General features: G+C 69.5%; 13 protein-coding genes. 12 read left to right on the top strand and 1 reads right to left on the bottom strand.

The annotated features are described in order from the left end of the window. Positions 1-57 precede the first annotated feature (57 nt). From Q5696_RS06750 to Q5696_RS06715, 8 genes are all read left to right on the top strand, one after another. On the top strand, positions 58-756 hold the full coding sequence (locus tag Q5696_RS06750) for a GNAT family N-acetyltransferase (protein WP_305094425.1): 699 nt from the start codon (positions 58-60) through the stop codon (positions 754-756). 40 nt (positions 757-796) lie between these two features. Continuing rightward, the gene (locus Q5696_RS06745) at positions 797-1,816 is read left to right on the top strand and encodes a glutathione S-transferase family protein (RefSeq protein WP_305094424.1); all 1,020 of its coding nucleotides are present in this window, start codon (positions 797-799) and stop codon (positions 1,814-1,816) included. Between the two features lie 68 nt (positions 1,817-1,884). Continuing rightward, a complete protein-coding gene (locus Q5696_RS06740) occupies positions 1,885-2,637 on the top strand; it encodes a hypothetical protein (RefSeq protein WP_305094423.1) in 753 nt (250 codons plus the stop codon). Positions 2,638-2,659: 22 nt separating this feature from the next. Then, on the top strand, positions 2,660-3,505 hold the full coding sequence (locus tag Q5696_RS06735) for an alpha/beta fold hydrolase (protein ID WP_305094422.1): 846 nt from the start codon (positions 2,660-2,662) through the stop codon (positions 3,503-3,505). A 4-nt stretch (positions 3,506-3,509) separates the two neighbouring features. Beyond that, positions 3,510-3,908, top strand: coding sequence for a DUF6153 family protein (locus Q5696_RS06730; RefSeq protein ID WP_305094421.1), 399 nt, complete (start codon positions 3,510-3,512; stop codon positions 3,906-3,908). Positions 3,909-3,987: 79 nt separating this feature from the next. Continuing rightward, positions 3,988-4,668 carry a DUF305 domain-containing protein gene (locus tag Q5696_RS06725; RefSeq protein WP_305094420.1) on the top strand — a complete coding sequence of 227 codons (681 nt, stop codon included), beginning with the start codon at positions 3,988-3,990 and terminating at the stop codon, positions 4,666-4,668. 74 nt (positions 4,669-4,742) lie between these two features. After that, positions 4,743-8,567, top strand: coding sequence for an ABC transporter ATP-binding protein (locus Q5696_RS06720; RefSeq protein WP_305094419.1), 3,825 nt, complete (start codon positions 4,743-4,745; stop codon positions 8,565-8,567). A 112-nt stretch (positions 8,568-8,679) separates the two neighbouring features. Beyond that, positions 8,680-12,381: a multifunctional oxoglutarate decarboxylase/oxoglutarate dehydrogenase thiamine pyrophosphate-binding subunit/dihydrolipoyllysine-residue succinyltransferase subunit gene (locus Q5696_RS06715; protein WP_305094418.1), complete on the top strand. Its 3,702-nt coding sequence runs from the start codon at positions 8,680-8,682 to the stop codon at positions 12,379-12,381. A 109-nt stretch (positions 12,382-12,490) separates the two neighbouring features. Here Q5696_RS06715 and Q5696_RS06710 read toward each other — a convergent pair whose 3' ends face one another. Next, positions 12,491-13,102, bottom strand: a complete 612-nt coding sequence (locus Q5696_RS06710) for a TetR/AcrR family transcriptional regulator (protein WP_305094417.1) — start codon at positions 13,100-13,102, stop codon at positions 12,491-12,493. A gap of 70 nt (positions 13,103-13,172) precedes the next feature. Between Q5696_RS06710 and Q5696_RS06705 the strand changes: the two genes are divergently transcribed. From Q5696_RS06705 to Q5696_RS06690, 4 genes are read left to right on the top strand one after another with little or no spacing between them, the layout of a single operon-like run. Further along, positions 13,173-14,768, top strand: a complete 1,596-nt coding sequence (locus Q5696_RS06705) for a flavin-containing monooxygenase (protein WP_305094416.1) — start codon at positions 13,173-13,175, stop codon at positions 14,766-14,768. Further along, entirely contained in the window at positions 14,765-15,586 is an 822-nt protein-coding gene (locus tag Q5696_RS06700) for an SDR family NAD(P)-dependent oxidoreductase (RefSeq protein WP_305094415.1), read from the top strand. Before Q5696_RS06705 ends, Q5696_RS06700 begins: the two co-directional genes overlap by 4 nt. Before the next feature lie 59 nt (positions 15,587-15,645). Beyond that, a complete protein-coding gene (locus Q5696_RS06695) occupies positions 15,646-17,496 on the top strand; it encodes an HSP90 family protein (protein WP_305094414.1) in 1,851 nt (616 codons plus the stop codon). After that, entirely contained in the window at positions 17,486-19,840 is a 2,355-nt protein-coding gene (locus tag Q5696_RS06690; RefSeq protein ID WP_305094413.1) for a hypothetical protein, read from the top strand. Before Q5696_RS06695 ends, Q5696_RS06690 begins: the two co-directional genes overlap by 11 nt. The last annotated feature ends 12 nt before the right edge of the window (positions 19,841-19,852 follow it).

Raw genomic sequence — 19,852 nt, 5'->3', positions numbered from 1 at the left:
CACTCTCTCTCGCGCCCCTGCTGATTCGACGGTACCCCCGCCACTACCGTGGTCGGCGTGGACAGACACCAGATCGACATCGTCCGGCTGGCGTGGGCGCGGGAGCTCGGCCTCCCCGATCGTTCATTCGACACCGGCGGGGTCCGTCACGTCCGGGCCGACACCGATCATGTCCGGTTCGTGTCGATCGCCGGTGCCGCGGCGCTCGTCGGACCCGAGTGGGCCGTCGACCGCGCGCACGCACTCACCGACGACGACCTCGCCGCCCCCGGTGGCCTACGCACACTCGCCGGGGACCGTGCCGGGCGCAGCACCGGCCCCGTCGTCCTGGGCTGGGCCGCCGATTTCGGTACCGCCCCACCGGTCCGGAACCCGCTCGTCTCCCACGATCTCGAACACGTGCGGATCCTCGAGGGCGCCTGCCCACCCGACGACGTCGCCGAGGCCGCGCTCGCGACGAAGTCCGACTGGTTCACCGTCCTCGGCGACACCCACCGGCCCGTCGCGTCCGCAGCGCGTACGGAACTGCAGGGCATCGTCGCCGACATGGGCGTGCTCACCGACCCGGCCGTCCGGCGCCGCGGATTCGGTACGACGGCAGGCCTGCTCGCCACGAACGACGCCCTCGACGCCGGACTGGTCCCGCAGTGGCGGGCACACCGCGACAACATCGCCTCCCGCCGGCTTGCGGCCCGTCTCGGCTTCGAAGAACTCGGAACGTACGCCGCGATCTCGGTGTCGCGCAGTACCGTGTGAGGGGAACCGAGACACCGAGCAGACGCACGGAGCTGACGCCATGAGCGACGGGGACGGTACGGGTGGCGAGTTCACCCGGGACATGCACTATCTCACCACCCGGATCACCGAGGACGGCCGCGACGGCTACCCGGTCGAACCGGGCAGATACCGGTTGATCGTCGCCCGGGCCTGCCCGTGGGCGAACCGGGCGATCATCGTCCGCCGACTGCTCGGTCTGGAAGATGTTCTGTCCATGGGGATCTGCGGTCCCGTCCACGACGAGCGCAGCTGGACGTTCGATCTCGACCCGGGCGGTGTCGACCCGGTGCTGAAGATTCCCCGCCTGCAGGACGCCTACTTCGCGCGGGACCCGCACTATCCGCGCGGCATCACGGTGCCCGCGATGGTGGACGTCCCCACCGGCGCGGTCGTCACGAACGACTTCGCGCAGATCACCCTCGACCTGTCGACACAGTGGCGGCGATACCATCGCGAGGGGGCACCGGACCTGTACCCCGAGGCCCTGCGCGACGAGATCGACGAGGTGGCCGAACCCGTGTTCCGTGACGTCAACAACGGCGTCTACCGGTGCGGTTTCGCGGCGTCACAGGACGCGTACGACGCCGCCTACGATCGACTCTTCGCCCGCCTCGACCAACTGACCGATCGGCTGTCGACGCAGCGATTCCTGGTGGGCGACACCATCACCGAGGCCGACGTGCGCCTGTTCACGACACTCGTCCGATTCGACGCCGTCTACCACGGCCACTTCAAGTGCAACCGCAGCAAGCTCACCGAGATGCCCGTGCTGTGGAACTACGCGCGAGATCTGTTCCAGACACCCGGGTTCGGCGACACGATCGACTTCACCCACATCAAGCAGCACTACTACATGGTGCACACGAACATCAATCCGACGCGGATCGTCCCGAAGGGCCCCGACCTGTCCCACTGGCTCGAACCGCACAACCGGGAAACCCTCGGCGGCCGGCCGTTCGGGGACGGCACCCCGCCGCACCCGCCGCGCCCCGCGGAGGTCGTGCCCCCGGATCACTGGGCGCCCACGTCCCGTTCCTGACCTGTTCCCGCGCCTATAGTCGGAGATCCGGAATATCACGATCGACGAGCAGCGAGACGAGGACCGGGATGGCCGAAGAACCGGGGCGGACACCGAGACGCATCGAATCGACCATCGCCGACGTCCTCGACAACGCGAGCCGGCTGCAGGCCCCGGCCGTCGCCGCATACGTCGACCGGGTCCGCCGCGCCCACCCCGACGAGACGCCCGCACAGATCGTCGCGCGCATGGAGAAGATGTTCCTCACCGCCGTCACCGGCAGCGGCAGCGCGGCCGGCGCCACCGCCGCCGTCCCCGGCATCGGCACGGTCGCCTCGGTCGCCGCCATCGGCGCCGAGACGGCGTTCTTCCTGGAGGCGTCCGCGCTGCTCACCCTCGCGATCGCCTCGGTCCACGGCGTCTCCCCGCACAACCATCAGCAGCGACGCGCCCTCGTCCTCGCCGTCGCCCTCGGCGAATCCGGCATGGAGATCGTGGAACGGACGACCGGGCTGACCGCCACCAACTGGGCGCGGATCGTCACCGGCCGCATCCCCCCACAGACCATGAAGGCGATGAACTCGTCGCTCGTCCGCAAGTTCGTCACCAAGTACGCGGCCAGGCGCAGCGCCCTCGTCCTCGGCAAACTCCTGCCGGCCGGGGTCGGTGCCGTCATCGGCGGTGCCGGAAACCGTGCGATCGGCCGCGGCGTGATCGACAATGCCCGGGACGCGTTCGGGCCGGCCCCACGGGTCTGGCCCGGGCAACCGGACCCGGCCCACGGCCGGCCGGTCCTGTACGTCGTGCCACCACCTGTCGACCGCCGCGACCTGGGATCCTGACCGAGCACTCCGGGAGGACATCGTGCGAACCGCCGACTCGGGCCGACCCCACGTCGTCACCGCCGGCACCGGGGAGAGAACCGTCGTGCTGTTGCACGGCTACTCCGATCACGGCGGCACCTGGCAGAAGGTCCTGCCGACCCTCGCCGAGCGCTACACGGTGCTCGTCGTCGACCTGCCCGGCTTCGGGCACAGCGCCGGTACCTGGCGCGAACCCCTCGTCGAGAGCTACGTCGACACCCTCGGAGACCTGGTCGCCGACCGCGGCACACCGGTCAGTGTGATCGGCAACTCCCTCGGCGCCGTCACCGCGCTCGCGTGGGCGACGGCCCGACCCGACCAGGTCGCCGACGTCGTCCTGTCCGACATGCCAGGTGTCGCGCCGATTCCACGCACGTGGACCCGCGGCGTCCGGTTCCGGGTGGAACGACTCACCCAGCTGCTCTCCACCCCCGTCCCGGACCGCTACGTCCAGCAGATGATCGGCGCCCTCTACGCGACGGCGGCGCTCCGGCATCCGTTGCGTGCCGACGCCGCCGTCCGGGCCGGCTACACCCAGCACTATGCGACCCGCCGGCAGGTGTCCGATCTGCTGGCCCTCGGACGGATCGTGATCCGGGAGATCGCCGAGCTGCCGATCCCGGAGATGATCGACGCCCTCGACATCCCCACCCTGCTGCTGTGGGGCGCGAACGACCTGCTCACTCCGGCGCGCGCCGCCCGGCGCATCACGGTCACCGAGACTCGGCGGGTAGCGGTCGTCCCGGACTGCGGGCACTGCCCGCACCTGGACTGTCCGAGCGAATTCCTTGCCGAGGTGCTGCCGTTCCTGGCCCGTGGAGACCATCCGATCCGTCGGTACAGTTGACGGTGTGCCGGGGCCCAGTCGAACGTCGATCACACGATTCGCGGTCCTGTGCGCGCTCGTGTTCGGTGTCCTCGCGATGCACCATGTGACAACGGCGCCGCTCGACACCGCGCCACTCCACACCACGACCGTCGACAGCACGGCCGCGGCCGCGGCCCCGGACGACACCGATCACCCCGCCCCCACACACGACGGACGGGACCACGCCGGCTTCCACATGTGCCTGGCGGTGCTGCTCGCGGCGGCCCTCACTCTGGCCGTGTGGCTGCTGCTGCGCACCGCGCGTTCCAGCCGGCCCCGGCCCCGCGTCACGTCCGGGCCCGTCACCGGCGCCGGTCGCGCGCCGCCGTTCGCGGCGACCACCTCGACCGTTCTGTCGACTCTGTGCATCCTGCGGGTGTGACAGGGCCACTGCGGCGCGGCATCCCGCCGTCCCGGCCGCAGTCCGGTCCCCCACATCGCACGATCAATGGAGAACAACCATGACCACCACCCGTATCCTCGTCGGAATCGGTGCCGCGGCCGCGGCCGTCACCCTCGTCGTCGGCTGCTCGAGCAGCGACTCCGGTGACACCGGCGACGCCACTGCCACGACCTCGACCGTCTCGGAGTCCGCCTCGCCGACCGGGACAGCGCAGGCCGGCGCCCACAACGACGCCGACGTCGCCTACGTGCAGATGATGATTCCGCACCACCAGCAGGCCGTGGAGATGGCCGAGATGGTGCCCTCCCGCAGCCAGAATCCCGACCTGATCGCGCTCGCCGCGCAGATCCAGCAGGCCCAGGCCCCCGAGATCGAGCAGATGCAGGGCTGGCTGGCCGACTGGGGCGTCACGGGGATGTCGCCGTCCACGTCGGAGGGCACGGACCACGGCAGCATGGGGCACGACATGACCGACATGCCCGGCATGTCCGGGGACGACATGTCCGGGCACGGCGGCATGATGACCGCCGAGCAGATGCAGGCCCTCGACGCGGCCACCGGCCCCGAATTCGACCGCATGTGGCTCGAGATGATGATCGAGCACCACGAGGGTGCCGTCGACAGCTCCGACGACATCCTGCAGGACGGTGAGAGCGAGCAGGTGCGCACGCTCGCCCAGCAGATCGTGTCGAGCCAGCAGGCCGAGATCACACAGATGCAGGAGATGCTGAACAACTAGTCCGGCGGCCGCGCGTCCACCGCCGGTGGGCGCGCGGCCGGTCCTGTCGGCCCGCCGGACTACGGTTGACCGCGATGGCTACTTCGAACACGGATGCGGTGGCCGACGGCTCCCGCGGCTGGATCGCCCGGCTCGCGGCGCAGTGCTGGCACCACCGGAGAATCACGGTCGGTGCACTCACGGTGACGGTGATCGCCGCGGTGATCGACATCCTCTTCCCGCTCCTGACGAAGGTGGCGCTCGATTCCGCCACGACCGGCGAGGCCACCGCGACCCGGGTCATCGGCGGGATCGCGGCACTGATCGCGCTGCTGGCCTGTGTCCGCTTCGCATGCCAGTACGGACGCCGGATGCTCGCCGGACGGTTGTCGCTCGACGTCCAACACGATCTGCGGCTCGGTCTCCTCGGCTCACTGCAACGCCTCGACGGCCGCGGCCAGGACCAGATCCGCACCGGCCAGGTGGTGTCCCGCTCGATCACCGACCTGCAGCTGGTGCAGGGCCTGCTGGCGATGGTGCCGATGTCGGCGGGCGTGGTGCTGCAGTTCGTCCTCGCCCTGGTGATCATGGCGTGGCTCTCCCCACTGCTCACCGTCGTCGCACTCGTCACCGTCCCGGCTGTGTCCCTCGTCGTCTATCTGGTGCGTCCGAAACTGTTCGCGGCGACCTGGTCGGCGCAGCAGCGGGCCGCGGACCTCGCCCAGCACGTCGAGGAAACCGTCACCGGCGTCCGCGTCGTCAAGGGCTTCGGCCAGGAGTCCCGCTCGGTCGACCGGCTCGAGGACCTGGGCCGCACCCTGTACGCCGAGCGGTTGCGCGCCGCCCACATCAACGCCCGGTTCGCACCGTCGATGGCGGCGATCCCGCAGCTCGGGCTGGTCGGTGTCGTCGCGCTCGGCGGCTGGCTCGCCCTGCACGGCACCATCACCGTCGGCACGTTCCTCGCGTTCGCCACCTACGTGGCCACCATGACGGCCGCCACCCGCACCCTGTCGCAGGTCGTGATCATGGCCCAGCTGTCCCGCGCTGCCGTCGAACGCGTCTACGAGGTCATCGACACCGAACCGGAGGTCGCCGATCCCCCGCATCCGGTCGATCTCCCCGACGGCCCCCTCGGGGTCCGGCTCGAGAACGTCGGCTTCGGTTTCACCGAGGACAGCGGCGTCCTGCGCGGCCTCGACCTCACGATCGCGCCCGGCGAATCCGTCGCGATCGTCGGGCCGGCCGGCTCCGGCAAGACCGCACTGTCGCTGCTGCTGCCCCGCTTCTACGCCCCCGACACCGGCACGGTGTCCCTCACCTCCGACGGCCACGACCACGACGTCGCCGACCTGTCGGCCGAACAGCTGCGCGAGGCCGTCGGCCTGGTGTTCGACGAACCGTTCCTGTTCTCCGACACGATCGCCGCGAACATCGCCCTCGGCCGTCCCGACGCGAGCGCCGAGGAGATCCGGGCCGCCGCCGCGCTCGCGCAGGCCGACGAGTTCATCGAGACCCTGTCCGACGGCTACGACACCGTCGTCGGGGAACGCGGCCTCACCCTCTCCGGCGGGCAGCGGCAGCGCGTCGCGCTGGCCCGCGCGCTGCTCGTCGACCCGCGGGTCCTGATCCTCGACGACGCGACCTCCGCCGTCGACGCCGGAACCGAGGCCACCATCTTCGACGCCCTGCGCGCCGGCCGACGCCGCACGACGCTGATCCTCGCGCACCGCCGCTCCACCCTCACCCTCGCCGACCGGGTCGCCGTCCTCGACGGCGGCCGCATCGTCGACATCGGCACCGTCGACGAACTCGACGAACGCTGCGCCCTGTTCCGGGCACTGCTGGCCGCCCCCGACACCGGGCACGACGGCGCCGACCTCGCTGCCGCCACGACCGTCACCGACGTGACCGCGGCGCAGCTGTGGCCGGAGACCCCGGAGACCCCTGCCTCTGCCGGCTCCCGGTCCGGTGGCGCCGTCGACCCCGGACGGCCCGGCGGCCACGGCGGCGGACCCGCGTCCGGTGCGCTCGGCGGGGTCGCCGTCACCCCGCAACTCCAGGCCGCGGTCGACGCGCTCCCACCCGCCACCGAGGACCCGCACACCGACACCTCCCGGATGCGCCGCGACGACCCCGACTTCCGGCTCGGCCGGCTGCTGCACCCGGTGCGGTGGCTGCTCGCCGGCGTCGTGCTCTGCCTGGCGCTGGATTCGCTGATCGGGATCACGTTCCCGTCGATCGTGCGGTACGCGATCGACCACGGTGTCGTCCCCGGCGACTACGGCCCGCTGTGGGCGGCCGCGGTCCTCGGCACCGTCCTCGCGGCCGTCGGCTGGTGCGTCGTCGCACTGCTCACCGTGATCACGGCCCGGGCCGGCGAACGCGTCCTGTTCGGGTTACGGGTCCGCAGCTACGCCCACCTGCAACGACTCGGGCTCGACTACTACGAACGGGAACTGTCCGGGCGGATCATGACCCGGATGACCACCGACGTCGACGCCCTGTCCTCGTTCCTGCAGACCGGCCTGTCGTCCGCCGTCGTCGCGCTGCTCACCCTCGTCGGTATCGCGGTGGCCCTGCTCGTCACCGACGCCACCCTCGCGCTCGTCGCGCTGGCCGCGCTCGTCCCGCTCACCGTCGCCACCCTCGTGTTCCGGCGGGTGTCGAGCAGCGCGTACAGCATTTCCCGGGAACGGATCTCGCTGGTCAACGCCGAATTCCAGGAGAATGTCGCCGGTCTGCGTGCCGCGCAGGCGTACCGCCGGGAAGAGTTCGCGGCGCAGCGCTTCGCCGAACGGGCCGACGGCTACCGGCGCAGCCGCATGCGCTCGCAGCGCGCGATCTCCGTGTACTTCCCGTTCATCACGTTCCTGTCGGACCTGGCGCTGGCCGCGGTCGTCCTCGTCGGCGCGCACCGGGTCGCGGACGGCGCCGCCACCGCGGGCACCCTCGTCGCGTTCGTGCTGTACCTGGGGCTGCTGTTCGGGCCGGTCCAGCAGTTGTCGCAGGTGTTCGACGGCTACCAGCAGGCCGACGTCGGCCTGCGCCGGATCGCGGATCTGCTCGCGACTCCCAGCTCCATCGAAACCGCCGAACCCGGCGACACCGTCCCGATCACCGGCCGACTGCGCGGCGACGTCCGGTTCGACGACGTCACGTTCCGCTATCAGGGGGCCGACTCCGATGCCTTGACCGACATCGACCTGCACATTCCACCGGGGACGACGGTCGCGTTGGTGGGCCGCACCGGGGCCGGCAAGTCGACCGTCGTCAAGCTGCTGGCCCGGTTCTACGATCCGACGTCCGGCACGCTCCGGGTCGACGCCGAGGACCTGCGCCGCTACCCGCTGCACGCCTACCGGGGACGGCTCGGCGTCGTCCCGCAGGAGGCGCACCTGTTCACCGGCACCGTCGCGTCCAACATCGCGTACGGGCGCCCCGACGCGAGTCGCACCCAGATCGAGGACGCGGCCCGCGCGGTCGGTGCGCTCCCCACGATCGCAGCGCTCGACGGCGGCATGCACCATCCGATCGGTGAGCGCGGGCAGGGCCTGTCGGCGGGGCAGCGTCAGCTGATCGCCCTCGCCCGCGCGGAGCTCGTCGACCCGGACCTGCTGCTGCTCGACGAGGCGACCGCGACACTCGATCCCGCGACGGAACGACTCGTCCTCGAATCGAACCGTCTGGTCACCAGGAAACGCACGTCGGTGGTGGTCGCGCACCGTCTGGCGACCGCCGAACGGGCCGATCTCGTCGTGGTCGTCGACGACGGCCGGATCGTCGAAACCGGTGCGCCCGATGCACTTCGGCAGGCAGGCGGTCACTACGCGAGGCTTCGTAATGCATCCGCGCGGGAAGACGGGAATAATTCGTCGACGAGAACTGTCACCGATGGTGATCCCGTCGCAACAATGTGAGACTGCCGACACGCAGCGGACCGGATGGCCGAGCCCGACGCGCGGACGTTAGCCTCATGTGTATAGGCGCTCTGATCGGGTACCGAAGAAAGAAACGAGGCGAACACCTGCCGTGAGCAGCAGCTCTACTTCCCAGTTCGGACAGAACCAGTGGTTGGTTGACGAAATGTACCAACGGTTCCAGGATGATCCCTCATCCGTGGACGCCAGTTGGCACGAGTTTCTGACGGATTACTCGCCCGATGCAGCGAATGCGGGCGGTAACGGCGACGTCGCCGTGAAGTCCGCCAACGGTGCAGCTCCGGTGGCCACGGCCGCCCCGGCACCCGCGGCTCCCCGGTCCGTGACGCCGCCCCCGGCGCCGGCTCCGGCCCCCGCGAAGCCTGCTGCTGCACCGAAGGCGGCCGCACCCAAGGCCGAGACCACCGACGCCCCCAAGCAGGAGGCGAAGCAGGTGCTGCGCGGCGCGGCCGCGACGGTGGCCCGCAACATGTCGGCGTCGCTCACGATCCCGACCGCGACGAGCGTCCGCGCCATCCCGGCGAAGCTGATGTTCGACAACCGCATCGTCGTCAACAACCATCTGGCGCGCACCCGCGGTGGCAAGGTCTCGTTCACCCACATCCTCGGTTACGCGATCGTGCAGGCGGTCAAGGCGTTCCCGAACATGAACCGGCACTTCGCCGAGATCGACGGCAAGCCGAACGTCGTCACCCCGGCGCACACCAACCTCGGTCTGGCGATCGACCTGCCGGGCAAGAACGGCAGCCGCTCCCTCGTCGTCGCCGCCATCAAGGGCTGCGACGAGATGAACTTCGTCCAGTTCTACACCGCATACGAGGACATCGTCCGGCGCGCACGTGACGGCAAGCTCACGGCCGAGGACTTCTCGGGTGTCACGATCTCGCTGACCAACCCCGGCGGTATCGGCACCGTGCACTCGGTGCCGCGTCTCATGCAGGGGCAGGGCGCGATCATCGGCGCCGGCGCGATGGAGTACCCGGCCGAGTTCCAGGGTGCCAGCGACGAGCGGATCGCCGAGATGGGCGTCGGCAAGCTGATGACGCTGACCTCGACCTACGATCACCGGATCATCCAGGGCGCCGAGTCCGGCGACTTCCTGCGCACGATCCACAACCTGCTGATCTCCGACGAGTTCTACGACGAGATCTTCCATTCGCTGCACATCCCGTACGAGCCGGTCCGCTGGCGCAAGGACGTCCCCGAGGGCGCCGTCGACAAGAGCACCCGTGTGCTCGAGCTCATCGCCGCGTACCGCAACCGTGGCCACCTGATGGCCGACACGGATCCGCTGCAGTTCGTCAAGGACAAGTTCCGCAGCCACCCCGACCTCGACGTCATCACCCACGACCTGACGCTGTGGGATCTCGATCGCGAGTTCAACGTCGGCGGCTTCCACGGCAAGACCCGGATGAAGCTGCGTGACGTGCTGTCGATCCTGCGGGACGCGTACTGCCGTCACATCGGTGTCGAGTACACGCACATCCTCGAGCCCGAGCAGCAGGCCTGGCTGCAGGAACGCGTCGAGGCCCCGCACGTCAAGCCGACGGTCGCGGAGCAGAAGTACATCCTGAGCAAGCTCAACGCCGCCGAGGCGTTCGAGACGTTCCTGCAGACCAAGTACGTCGGCCAGAAGCGGTTCTCGCTCGAGGGCGCCGAGTCCGTCATCCCGATGATGGACGCGATCATCGACCAGGCCGCCGAGCACAGCCTCGACGAGGTCGTCATCGGTATGCCGCACCGCGGTCGTCTCAACGTGCTCGCGAACATCGTGGGCAAGCCGTACTCGAAGATCTTCACCGAGTTCGAGGGCAACATGAACCCGGCGGCCGCGCACGGCTCCGGTGACGTGAAGTACCACCTGGGCGCCGAGGGCACCTACATCCAGATGTTCGGCGAGAACGACATCAAGGTGTCGCTCACCGCGAACCCGTCGCACCTCGAGGCCGTCGACCCGGTCCTCGAGGGCCTGGTCCGCGCCAAGCAGGACCTCCTCGACAAGGGCCAGGACGGCTTCACCGTCATGCCGCTGCTGCTGCACGGTGACGCGGCGTTCGCCGGCCAGGGTGTCGTGGCCGAGACCCTGAACCTGGCGCTGCTGCGCGGCTACCGCACCGGCGGCACCGTGCACATCGTCGTCAACAACCAGGTCGGTTTCACCACCGCCCCGGAGCACTCGCGTTCGTCGGAGTACTGCACCGACGTCGCGAAGATGATCGGTGCCCCGATCTTCCACGTCAACGGCGACGACCCCGAGGCGTGTGTCTGGGTTGCGCAGCTGGCCGTCGACTTCCGTGAGAAGTTCGGCAAGGACGTCGTCATCGACATGATCTGCTACCGCCGTCGCGGCCACAACGAGGGCGACGACCCGTCGATGACGCAGCCGGCGATGTACGACCTGATCGATACCAAGCGCAGCGTCCGCAAGAGCTACACCGAGGCGCTGATCGGCCGCGGCGACATCTCCCTCAAGGAGGCCGAGGACGCCCTGCGCGACTACCAGGGCCAGCTCGAGCGGGTGTTCAACGAGGTCCGCGAGCTCGAGAAGTTCAAGCCGGAACCGTCGGAGTCGGTCGAGCTCGACCAGACCCCGCCGGCCCGACTGACCACCGCGGTCGATGCCGCGACACTCGCCCGTATCGGCGACGCGTTCCTGGGCACCCCCGAGGGCTTCACGGTGCATCCGCGCGTCAAGCCGGTCGTCGAGAAGCGGCACGAGATGTCCCGCGAGGGCAAGATCGACTGGGCGTTCGCGGAGCTGCTCGCGTTCGGTTCGCTCGCCGAGCAGGGCGCGCTGGTGCGCCTGGCCGGGCAGGACTCGCGTCGTGGCACGTTCACGCAGCGCCACTCGGTGCTGATCGACCGCAAGAACGGCAACGAATACAACCCGCTCGCCGAGCTGGCCACCGCGGCCGGCAACGGCGGCAAGTTCATGGTCTACGACTCGGCGCTCACCGAGTACGCGGGCCTGGGCTTCGAGTACGGCTACTCGGTCGGCAACCCCGACGCCCTGGTGCTGTGGGAGGCGCAGTTCGGCGACTTCGTCAACGGCGCGCAGACCATCATCGACGAGTTCATCAGCTCCGGTGAGGCCAAGTGGGGCCAGCTGTCCGACGTCGTGCTGCTGCTGCCGCACGGTCACGAGGGTCAGGGCCCGGACCACACGTCCGGTCGTATCGAGCGGTTCCTGCAGCTGTGCGCCGAGGGGTCGATGACGGTCGCGATGCCGTCGACGCCCGCGTCGTACTTCCACCTGCTGCGCCGCCACCACCTGGACGGCATCCGTCGCCCGCTCGTGGTGTTCACGCCCAAGTCGATGCTGCGTAACAAGGCGGCGGTGTCCAACCTCGAGGACTTCACGACCGGCAAGTTCCGTTCGGTGTTCGAGGAGCCCACGTACGAGGCCGGCGAGGACCGCAGCAAGGTCAAGCGCGTGCTGCTGACGTCGGGCAAGATCTACTGGGAGCTGCTCGCGAAGAAGCAGAAGGAGAACCGCGACGACGTCGCGATCGTCCGGATCGAGCAGCTGTACCCGATCCCGCGCCGCCGCATCGCGGAGACGCTGGACCGCTACCCGAACGTGAGCGAGTTCTTCTGGGTCCAGGAGGAGCCGGCGAACCAGGGTGCGTGGCCGTTCCTCGGCCTGGCACTGCCGGAGCTGCTGCCCGAGAAGCTCGCGGGCATCAAGCGCGTGTCGCGTCGTGCGATGTCGGCACCGTCGTCAGGATCGAGCAAGGTCCACGCCGTCGAGCAGCAGGAGATCATCGACGCGGCGTTCACGCCGACGAAGTGATACTGCAGTGATGCGGTAGCAGTACCGTCCGGAAGGCCCGTCCACTCACCCGAGTGGACGGGCCTTCCGTCGTTTCCGGTGGGGCCACGCCGAAACGCGGGACGGAGGCTCAGGTGCCGAGGAGAGCTGCGGCCATCTGGGAGCTGAGAGCGACGGCGGGCAGGGCGGTGACGAGCAGTTCGACGAGGTCGTCGCGGGTGATCTCGGGGTCGCGGAGCCACGTGATGGTGGCTTCCTCGACGAACGCTATCCAGCCGCGCACCGACAGGGCGATGCGTGGGGTGGGGTCGATGCCGAGGGTGGGGAGCTGGTCCACGACGCGTCGGGCCATTTCGGCACGTGTCTGCTCGAACACCTCGCGCATGGCGGGGTCTCCGCTGGCGGTGCCACGGAGCAGGGACACGTAGGTGTCGCGGTTCTCGGAGACGTAGTCGATGTACGACGCCATGACGTCGCGCAGGATCTCGATCGGCTCGAGGTCGAGGTTCGGGGCGGTGCGGGCCAGCATGTCGGCGCTGGTGTGCCGGACGATCGCGACGTGGTAGTCGTGTTTGGATCCGAAGTAGTGGAACAGGAGGCCGCGGGAGACGCCGGCCCGGTCGGCGATGTCGTCGACGGAGATCTGTTCGAGGGGGCGTTCGGTGAGCATGTGGACACCCAGGTCGATGAGTTGCGCCCGCCGCTCGTCCGGGCTGAGGCGCGTGCGTTTGGTGGGCTCCATGCGACACACAATACTGAACGCGCGTCAACAACTATTGACTGATGCTCAACAGCCCCTTACGCTCCTCTACATGAGTCTTCCAGTCACAGATACCTCCGCCCGGGCCGCGGACGCGCGCCGGGTCGACACATTGATCATCGGCAGCGGCTTCGCCGGCCTCGGCGCTGCTATCAAGCTGGCCCAGGAGGGCAAGCACGACTTCGTGGTGCTCGAACGCGGTTCAGACGTGGGCGGCACGTGGCGCGACAACACGTACCCCGGTGCCGCGTGCGACGTGCCGTCACACCTGTACTCGTACTCGTTCGCTCTCAACCCGGAGTGGACGCGGTCGTTCTCACCGCAGCCGGAGATCCAGAACTACATCTCGTCGGTGGCCCGCAAGTACAACGTCCTCGACAAGCACGTGTTCGGCTGCGAGGTCCTCTCCGCCCGGTGGAACACCGGCACCTCCCGCTGGGACGTCCACACCACGACCGGCGACTACGAGGCGAAGGTCGTCGTATCGGCGGTCGGCGCGCTGTGCGAGCCGTCGCTGCCGGACATCCCCGGGATCGAAGGGTTCGAGGGCGAGATCTTCCACTCGGCTCAGTGGAACCACGACGCCGACCTGAACGGCAAGCGGATCGCGGTGATCGGCACGGGCGCATCGGCCATCCAGATCGTCCCGCAGCTGGCACAGAAGGCGTCGCAGCTCGACGTCTACCAGCGGACGGCGCCGTGGATCCTGCCGCGCGCGGACCGCGAATACACCAAGGCCGAGCATCTGGCGTTCAAGTACGTGCCGGGCTTCCAGAAGCTGTGCCGCACCGGTATCTACTGGATGAGGGAGACGCAGGTCGTGGGTCTGGCGAAGGCTCCGATCTTCATGAAGCCGCTCCAGTTCGTGGCCGAGCGGCATCTGCGCCGCCAGATCAAGGACAAGGCGCTGCGCCGCAAGGTGACCCCGAACTTCCAGATCGGCTGCAAGCGCATGCTGATCTCCAACAACTACTATCCGGCGCTCGCGCAGCCGAACGTCGACGTCGTCACCGACGGCATCGCCGAGGTCCGCAAGGACTCGGTCGTCGACCGTAACGGGGTCGAGCGCAAGGTCGACGCGATCGTGGTGGCCACCGGCTTCCACGTCACCGACTCCCCCACGTTCGCAGGCATCATCGGCAAGGACGGCCGTTCGCTGGCGCAGGTCTTCGACGACGGCGGCCAGCAGGGCTACAAGGGGTCGACCATCGCGGACTTCCCCAACATGTTCTTCCTCGTGGGCCCCAACACCGGTCTGGGACACAGCTCGATGGTGTTCATGATCGAGTCGCAGGTCAACTACGTCGTGGACGCGATTCGCCTGATCGACCGCTACGACATCGCCACGATCGAGGTCCGCAAGGACGTGCAGGACGCCTACAATCGCGATCTGCAGGACAAGATCTCCAAGAGTGTATGGAACAACGGCGGCTGCGCGAGCTGGTATCTGGACAAGCACGGCAACAACACGACGCTGTGGCCCGGTTTCACGTTCGAGTTCCGTTCCCTCACCAAGGAATTCGACCTCGGCGCGTACCGCATCGTCACCACTGCCGATCTCCCGGCCCGGCCTGCCGTCGTGGCGACCGCGCCGGATCTCGGCACCGAACTGACCGATCTCGACAACGACAAGGTGGTTGCACAGTGAGTGAATTCGCAGGCAAGGTGTGCGTCGTCACCGGAGCAGGATCGGGTATCGGCCGCGCGCTGGCCCTGAACCTTGCACACAAGGGTGCGAAACTCGCTCTCTCCGATAGGGATTCGGCCGGTCTCGCGGAGACTGTCCGACTGGTCGAGGCGACCGGCGCCGAGGTGAAGTCGGATCATCTCGACGTCACGCAGCGGGAGGCGGTCCTCGCGTACGCGGACGCGGTCGTGGCGCACTTCGGCAAGGTGAACCAGGTGTACAACAACGCCGGTATCGCCTTCCACGGCGAGGTGGAGCGTTCGGAGTTCAAGGACATCGAGCGCATCATGGACGTCGATTTCTGGGGTGTGGTCAACGGCACGAAGGCGTTCCTGCCGCACCTGATCGCGTCGGGCGACGGGCACGTCGTCAACGTGTCGAGCCTCTTCGGTCTGCTGTCGATTCCGGGCCAGAGTGCCTACAACGCAGCGAAGTTCGCGGTCCGCGGGTTCACCGAGTCGCTGCGGCAGGAGATGCTGATCGCGAAGCGTCCGGTGAAGGTGACGTGCGTGCACCCCGGTGGCATCAAGACGGCGATCGCGCGCAACGCCACGATGCCGGACGGCGACGACCAGGCGTCGTTCGCACAGTTCTTCGACAAGCGCCTCGCCCGCACCACCCCGGAGGATGCGGCGACGACGATCGTGAACGGGGTCCGAAAGGGTAAGGCGCGGGTGCTGATCGGCGCGGACGCGAAGATCCTCGACGCGTGGGTGCGGCTCGTCGGCCCGAGCTATCAGCGGGTCGTTGCGTTCGTCACGGCGAAGATGCTGCCCTAGCCGAACCGAGCATCGCGGTGGCAGAGCTTGTCGGATACGCCCGATAAGCTCTGCCACCGATGACAACGACAACCGGCGGCTCGAGCCGCCTCTTCCAGGTCCATCTCGGCGGGATCATCGAACTGCTGAGCGCGAGCATCTACACCGGACCGCAGGTGTTCCTCCGGGAACTGCTGCAGAACGGGTGCGACGCGATCGCCGCACGCCGCGACGTCGATCCCGGGCACCGGGGATCGATCCGGGTACTGCCGTGCGCCACGCCGGGGAGCGTGTTCGCGGTCGAGGACGACGGTGTCGGACTGACCACCGACGAGGTCGGCGAGCTGCTGGCGACGGTGGGACGCAGTTCCAAGCGGGACGTGCTCGATCTGCCGCGCACCGACCGGCTCGGCCAGTTCGGCATCGGCCTACTGAGTTGTTTCATGGTGAGCGACGAGATCCGGGTGCGTACCCGGTCGGCGTCGGGTGCCCGTGCCGTCGAGTGGGTGGGCCGCACCGACGGCACGTTCACGGTCACCGAACTCGACGACGATCTGCCGGTGGGCACCCGCGTCGAACTGCGGCCGCGGCCGGACGCAGCCGATCTGGTGTCGCGGGCGGGTGCGTTCGATCTGGCGGACCGGTTCGGCCGGCACCTGCCGGTGCGGGTGACGGTGGACGGCGAGGTGGTCACCCGGCCCGCCCCGTTCCTCGAGGACAGCGCGACGGTCGAACTGCGGGACCTCGGCCGGGACGTCGTCGGCTCCGAACCGTTCGACACGATCCCGCTGCACGTGCCGTCGACGGGCACCCGCGGAGTGGCGTTCGTGTTGCCGTTCCAGCCGTCGCCCGGGCAGCGGCAGTCGAGCCGCGTCTACCTGGGCGGCATGCTGTTGTCGGAGCGGATGGACGATCTGCTGCCCGAGTGGGCGTTCTTCGTGCGGGCCGTCGTGAACACGACGGGCCTGCATCCGACGGCGTCCCGCGAGTCGCTCATCGAGGACGGGGCGCTCGAGGTGACGCGCACCGAACTGGGGGCGGCGGTGCGCCGCTGGGTGATCGGGTTGGCGGCCCGGGCCCCGCACCGGTTGGCGACGTTCCTGTCGGTGCACCATCTGGCGTTGCGGTCGATGGTTCTGCACGACGACGAGCTGGCCCGGTTCATCGTCCCGCATCTGCCGATCGAGTCGACGGACGGTCCGACGACGTTCGGGGCGGCCGCGGCACGCGGGGTGGTGCGCTACACCCGCACGCTCGACGAGTTCCGGCAGCTGGCCGGGATCGCGCGTCCGGGTTCCCCGATCGTCAACGGCGGCTATGTGTACGACGCGGAGATCGCGGCCCGGCTGCCGGAGTTCGTGCCGGGTGCGACGGTGGAGGCCGTCACCGTCGCCGACGAGATCGACCAGCTGGACGTGCCGCCGCTCACGGACAGGTCGCTGACCCGCCGGCTCACCGACCGCGCCGATGCCGCGTTGCAGGATCTGGGGGCGGCGACGGCGGTGCGGGTGCTGCAGCCCGACACCGTGCCCGCCCTGTACGTGGCGGACGAGGCGGTGCTGCGGCGGCTGCGCCGCGATCAGGCGAGCGAGGCGGGTGGCGGTTTCTGGGCGGACGTCCTGGGCCGGGTGACCGACGCCGAGGCAGCGTCCGGCTCGGATGCCGACTCGGGTCCGGAGGGTCGGCTGGTGCTGAACTGGAGCAATCGTCTCGTTCGTACTCTCGCGACCGTCGACGACGCGGCCGTGCTGTCCCGCACGGTGCGGATCCTCTACGTGCAGTCACTGCTCGCCGGTCACCGTCCGCTGCGCCCCGCCGATCGGGCCGCGTTGACGGACGCGATGACCGACATCGTGCACCTCTCGGTGGGCCTGACGGCGCTCCCCGACCATTTGCCCACTCTCACAGACAAGGACGACCATGCCGAGTGACATCACCGTCGACGCGTTGATCGAGGAGATCGACCACACCCCGTACGGGCCGGAGGAACGCGATCTGATCGAGCGGGCGATCACGCTCGCGGAGGAGACCGGCGACGAGGCGGCGGCGTACGCGGTGCGGATGCGGCTGGTCCAGTCCGCGTCGATGACCGGTGACACGGAGGCGTTGCTCACCGCGTTCGCGTGGTGTGTGGGCCGCAACGCCGCCGACCCGGCGACGTTCCCGACGCAGGTCGACGACTACGACCTGCTGTGGTTCCACAAGTGGATCGCCGACGCGCTGGGGTCGAACCCGATGTTCCCGCAGGCCACGATCGCCGAGTCCATCGACCGGATGGAGGCCACATACCGGCAGGCCGGGGTGGGCCTGTCCGGGGTGGTGCAGACCCGGTTCTGGGAGGCGTTCGAGTCGGGCCGTATCGAGGAGGCGGGCCGGTATCTCGAGGAACTGGCACGTACCCCGCGCGACGACTACAGCCACTGCGAGGCGTGCGTGCGTTCTGAGGAGGCCGCCTACCGGTTCGCGAGCGGCGACCTCGAGGCGGGCCTGACGCTGGTCGAGGAGATGCTCGACGAGGGCATGTCGTGTGGGGAGGAGCCGGAGCGGGCGATGGCGCACACGTTGCTGCCGCTGCTCGAGACGGGCCGCCTCGACGAGGCCGAGCAGATGCACGTGCGCGGCTACCGGCTGGCCCGCGGTAACGCCGACAACATCGGCATGGTGGGGCGGCATCTGGTGTTCCTGTCGGTCACCGGGAACGAGCAGCGTGCCCTCGAGATGCTCGAACGGCACCTCGGCTGGCTCGGACACGACGGGCTCAACGCGTCGGCGCACCTGGACGCGTTGACCGCGTTCGCGGTGGCGTGCACGGTGGCGGCGCGGGCCGGGCTCGGCGGCGAGCGGGTGCGCGGATCGGATGCGGCGTCACTGCGCCGGTTCGTGGGCGACCACGACGGCCTGTGGACGGTCGAGGAGTTCGGGCACGCGTGCCACCGTGCCGCGGAGGAGCTCGCGGCCCGCTTCGACGACCGCAACGGCAACGAGTACCGCAGCGAGACCCTCACGGCGGCAATGACTCTCGTGGATCGGCGCTGGGATCTGCCGATCGGCGGCGCGCACACGGTCGCGACTGGGCCCGTCGTCGTCGCTCCGGAGGCGTCGGCCGCGTTCGCCGACGACGTCACGGGTGCGAGCGATGTCGTCGCGCACGTCGAGTCGTTGCAGAACGATCCCGACGACACCGACGGCACCGCGGTCCTCGACTGGATCGGTGCCGAACTCGAGTCCACCGACGCCCCGGGACGCCGGACGGTTCTGCTGCGGCTGCGCGCCCAGATACTCGCCGGCCGTGGACGTTTCGCGGAGGCCCTCGCGTCCGTCGACGCGGCACTCGCACTGTCGGTGGCGCACGCCGCGCGGTCGGTGACGGCCCCGCTGGCGGCGTTGAGTGCGCACATCGCCGGCGACCTCGGTGAGGCCGAGGACGCGATCGCCCGGATGCGGCTGGCGAAGCAGGAAGCCGAGCTCGCCGGGATCGGAACATCCGGTCCCCGTTACCATCTCGGGGTCATGCTGACGCGGGCCGGTCGCCCGGACGAGGCGGTCGACGAGCTGACGCGGGCCGCGGAGATCGAAACCGCGGACGGTGTCGGCCCGGAATCGCTCGCCCAGACCCGATGGTGGCTCGGCTGCGCGCACCGCGACAACGGTGACACGCGCGATGCGGTCGCGGCGTGGACCGAGTGTGTGGCGCTGGCCCGCTCGTGCGACGACCACGCGACGGCGGCGACGGCCGGCAAGGACCTGGGTGTGCTGTTGGTACAGGTCGACGACCCGGACGGGTTCGCGGTGCTCGACGCCGCGGTCGCCGACGCCGAACGGGTGTCCGACCGCCCGGACGTTCTCGTCGACGTCCTGCACGTGCGGGGCCGGGTGCGGTGCAGTGTCGACGACGCGGCCGGTCTCGACGACCTGCGGGTCGCCGCCGAGCTCGCCGACGGGTGGACGCGCGCCGACATCGCCGATTCGACGGCACGGGCACTGGCCCAGTTGCGGCGGGACGACGACGCCGTCGCGGCGGCACTGTCCGCGTCCGACGCGTACGCCGACGCCGGTGACGTCGCCGGATCGGCAGGCGCGCTGCTCGTCGCGGCGCAGGTGCTGGCGCGGAGCGACCGGCACGAGGACGTGCTCGCGGTCCTCGCCGACGCCCGCACCCGGGCACCCGAGGTACCGCAGCTCGCGATCCGGGTGGCGCTCATGGAGGGGGACGCGTTCGAAGCACTCGGTCGACACGACGAGGCCGCGGCCGCCCGCGCCCGTCTCGACGACTGAGGGGCGGGGCGC

It is taken from the genome of Prescottella sp. R16 (assembly GCF_030656875.1).
In the GTDB taxonomy this organism is placed as follows: Bacteria; Actinomycetota; Actinomycetes; order Mycobacteriales; family Mycobacteriaceae; genus Prescottella.
Note: the sequence above shows the minus strand (reverse complement) of the source record. Positions and strands in the feature narration are given on the sequence as shown.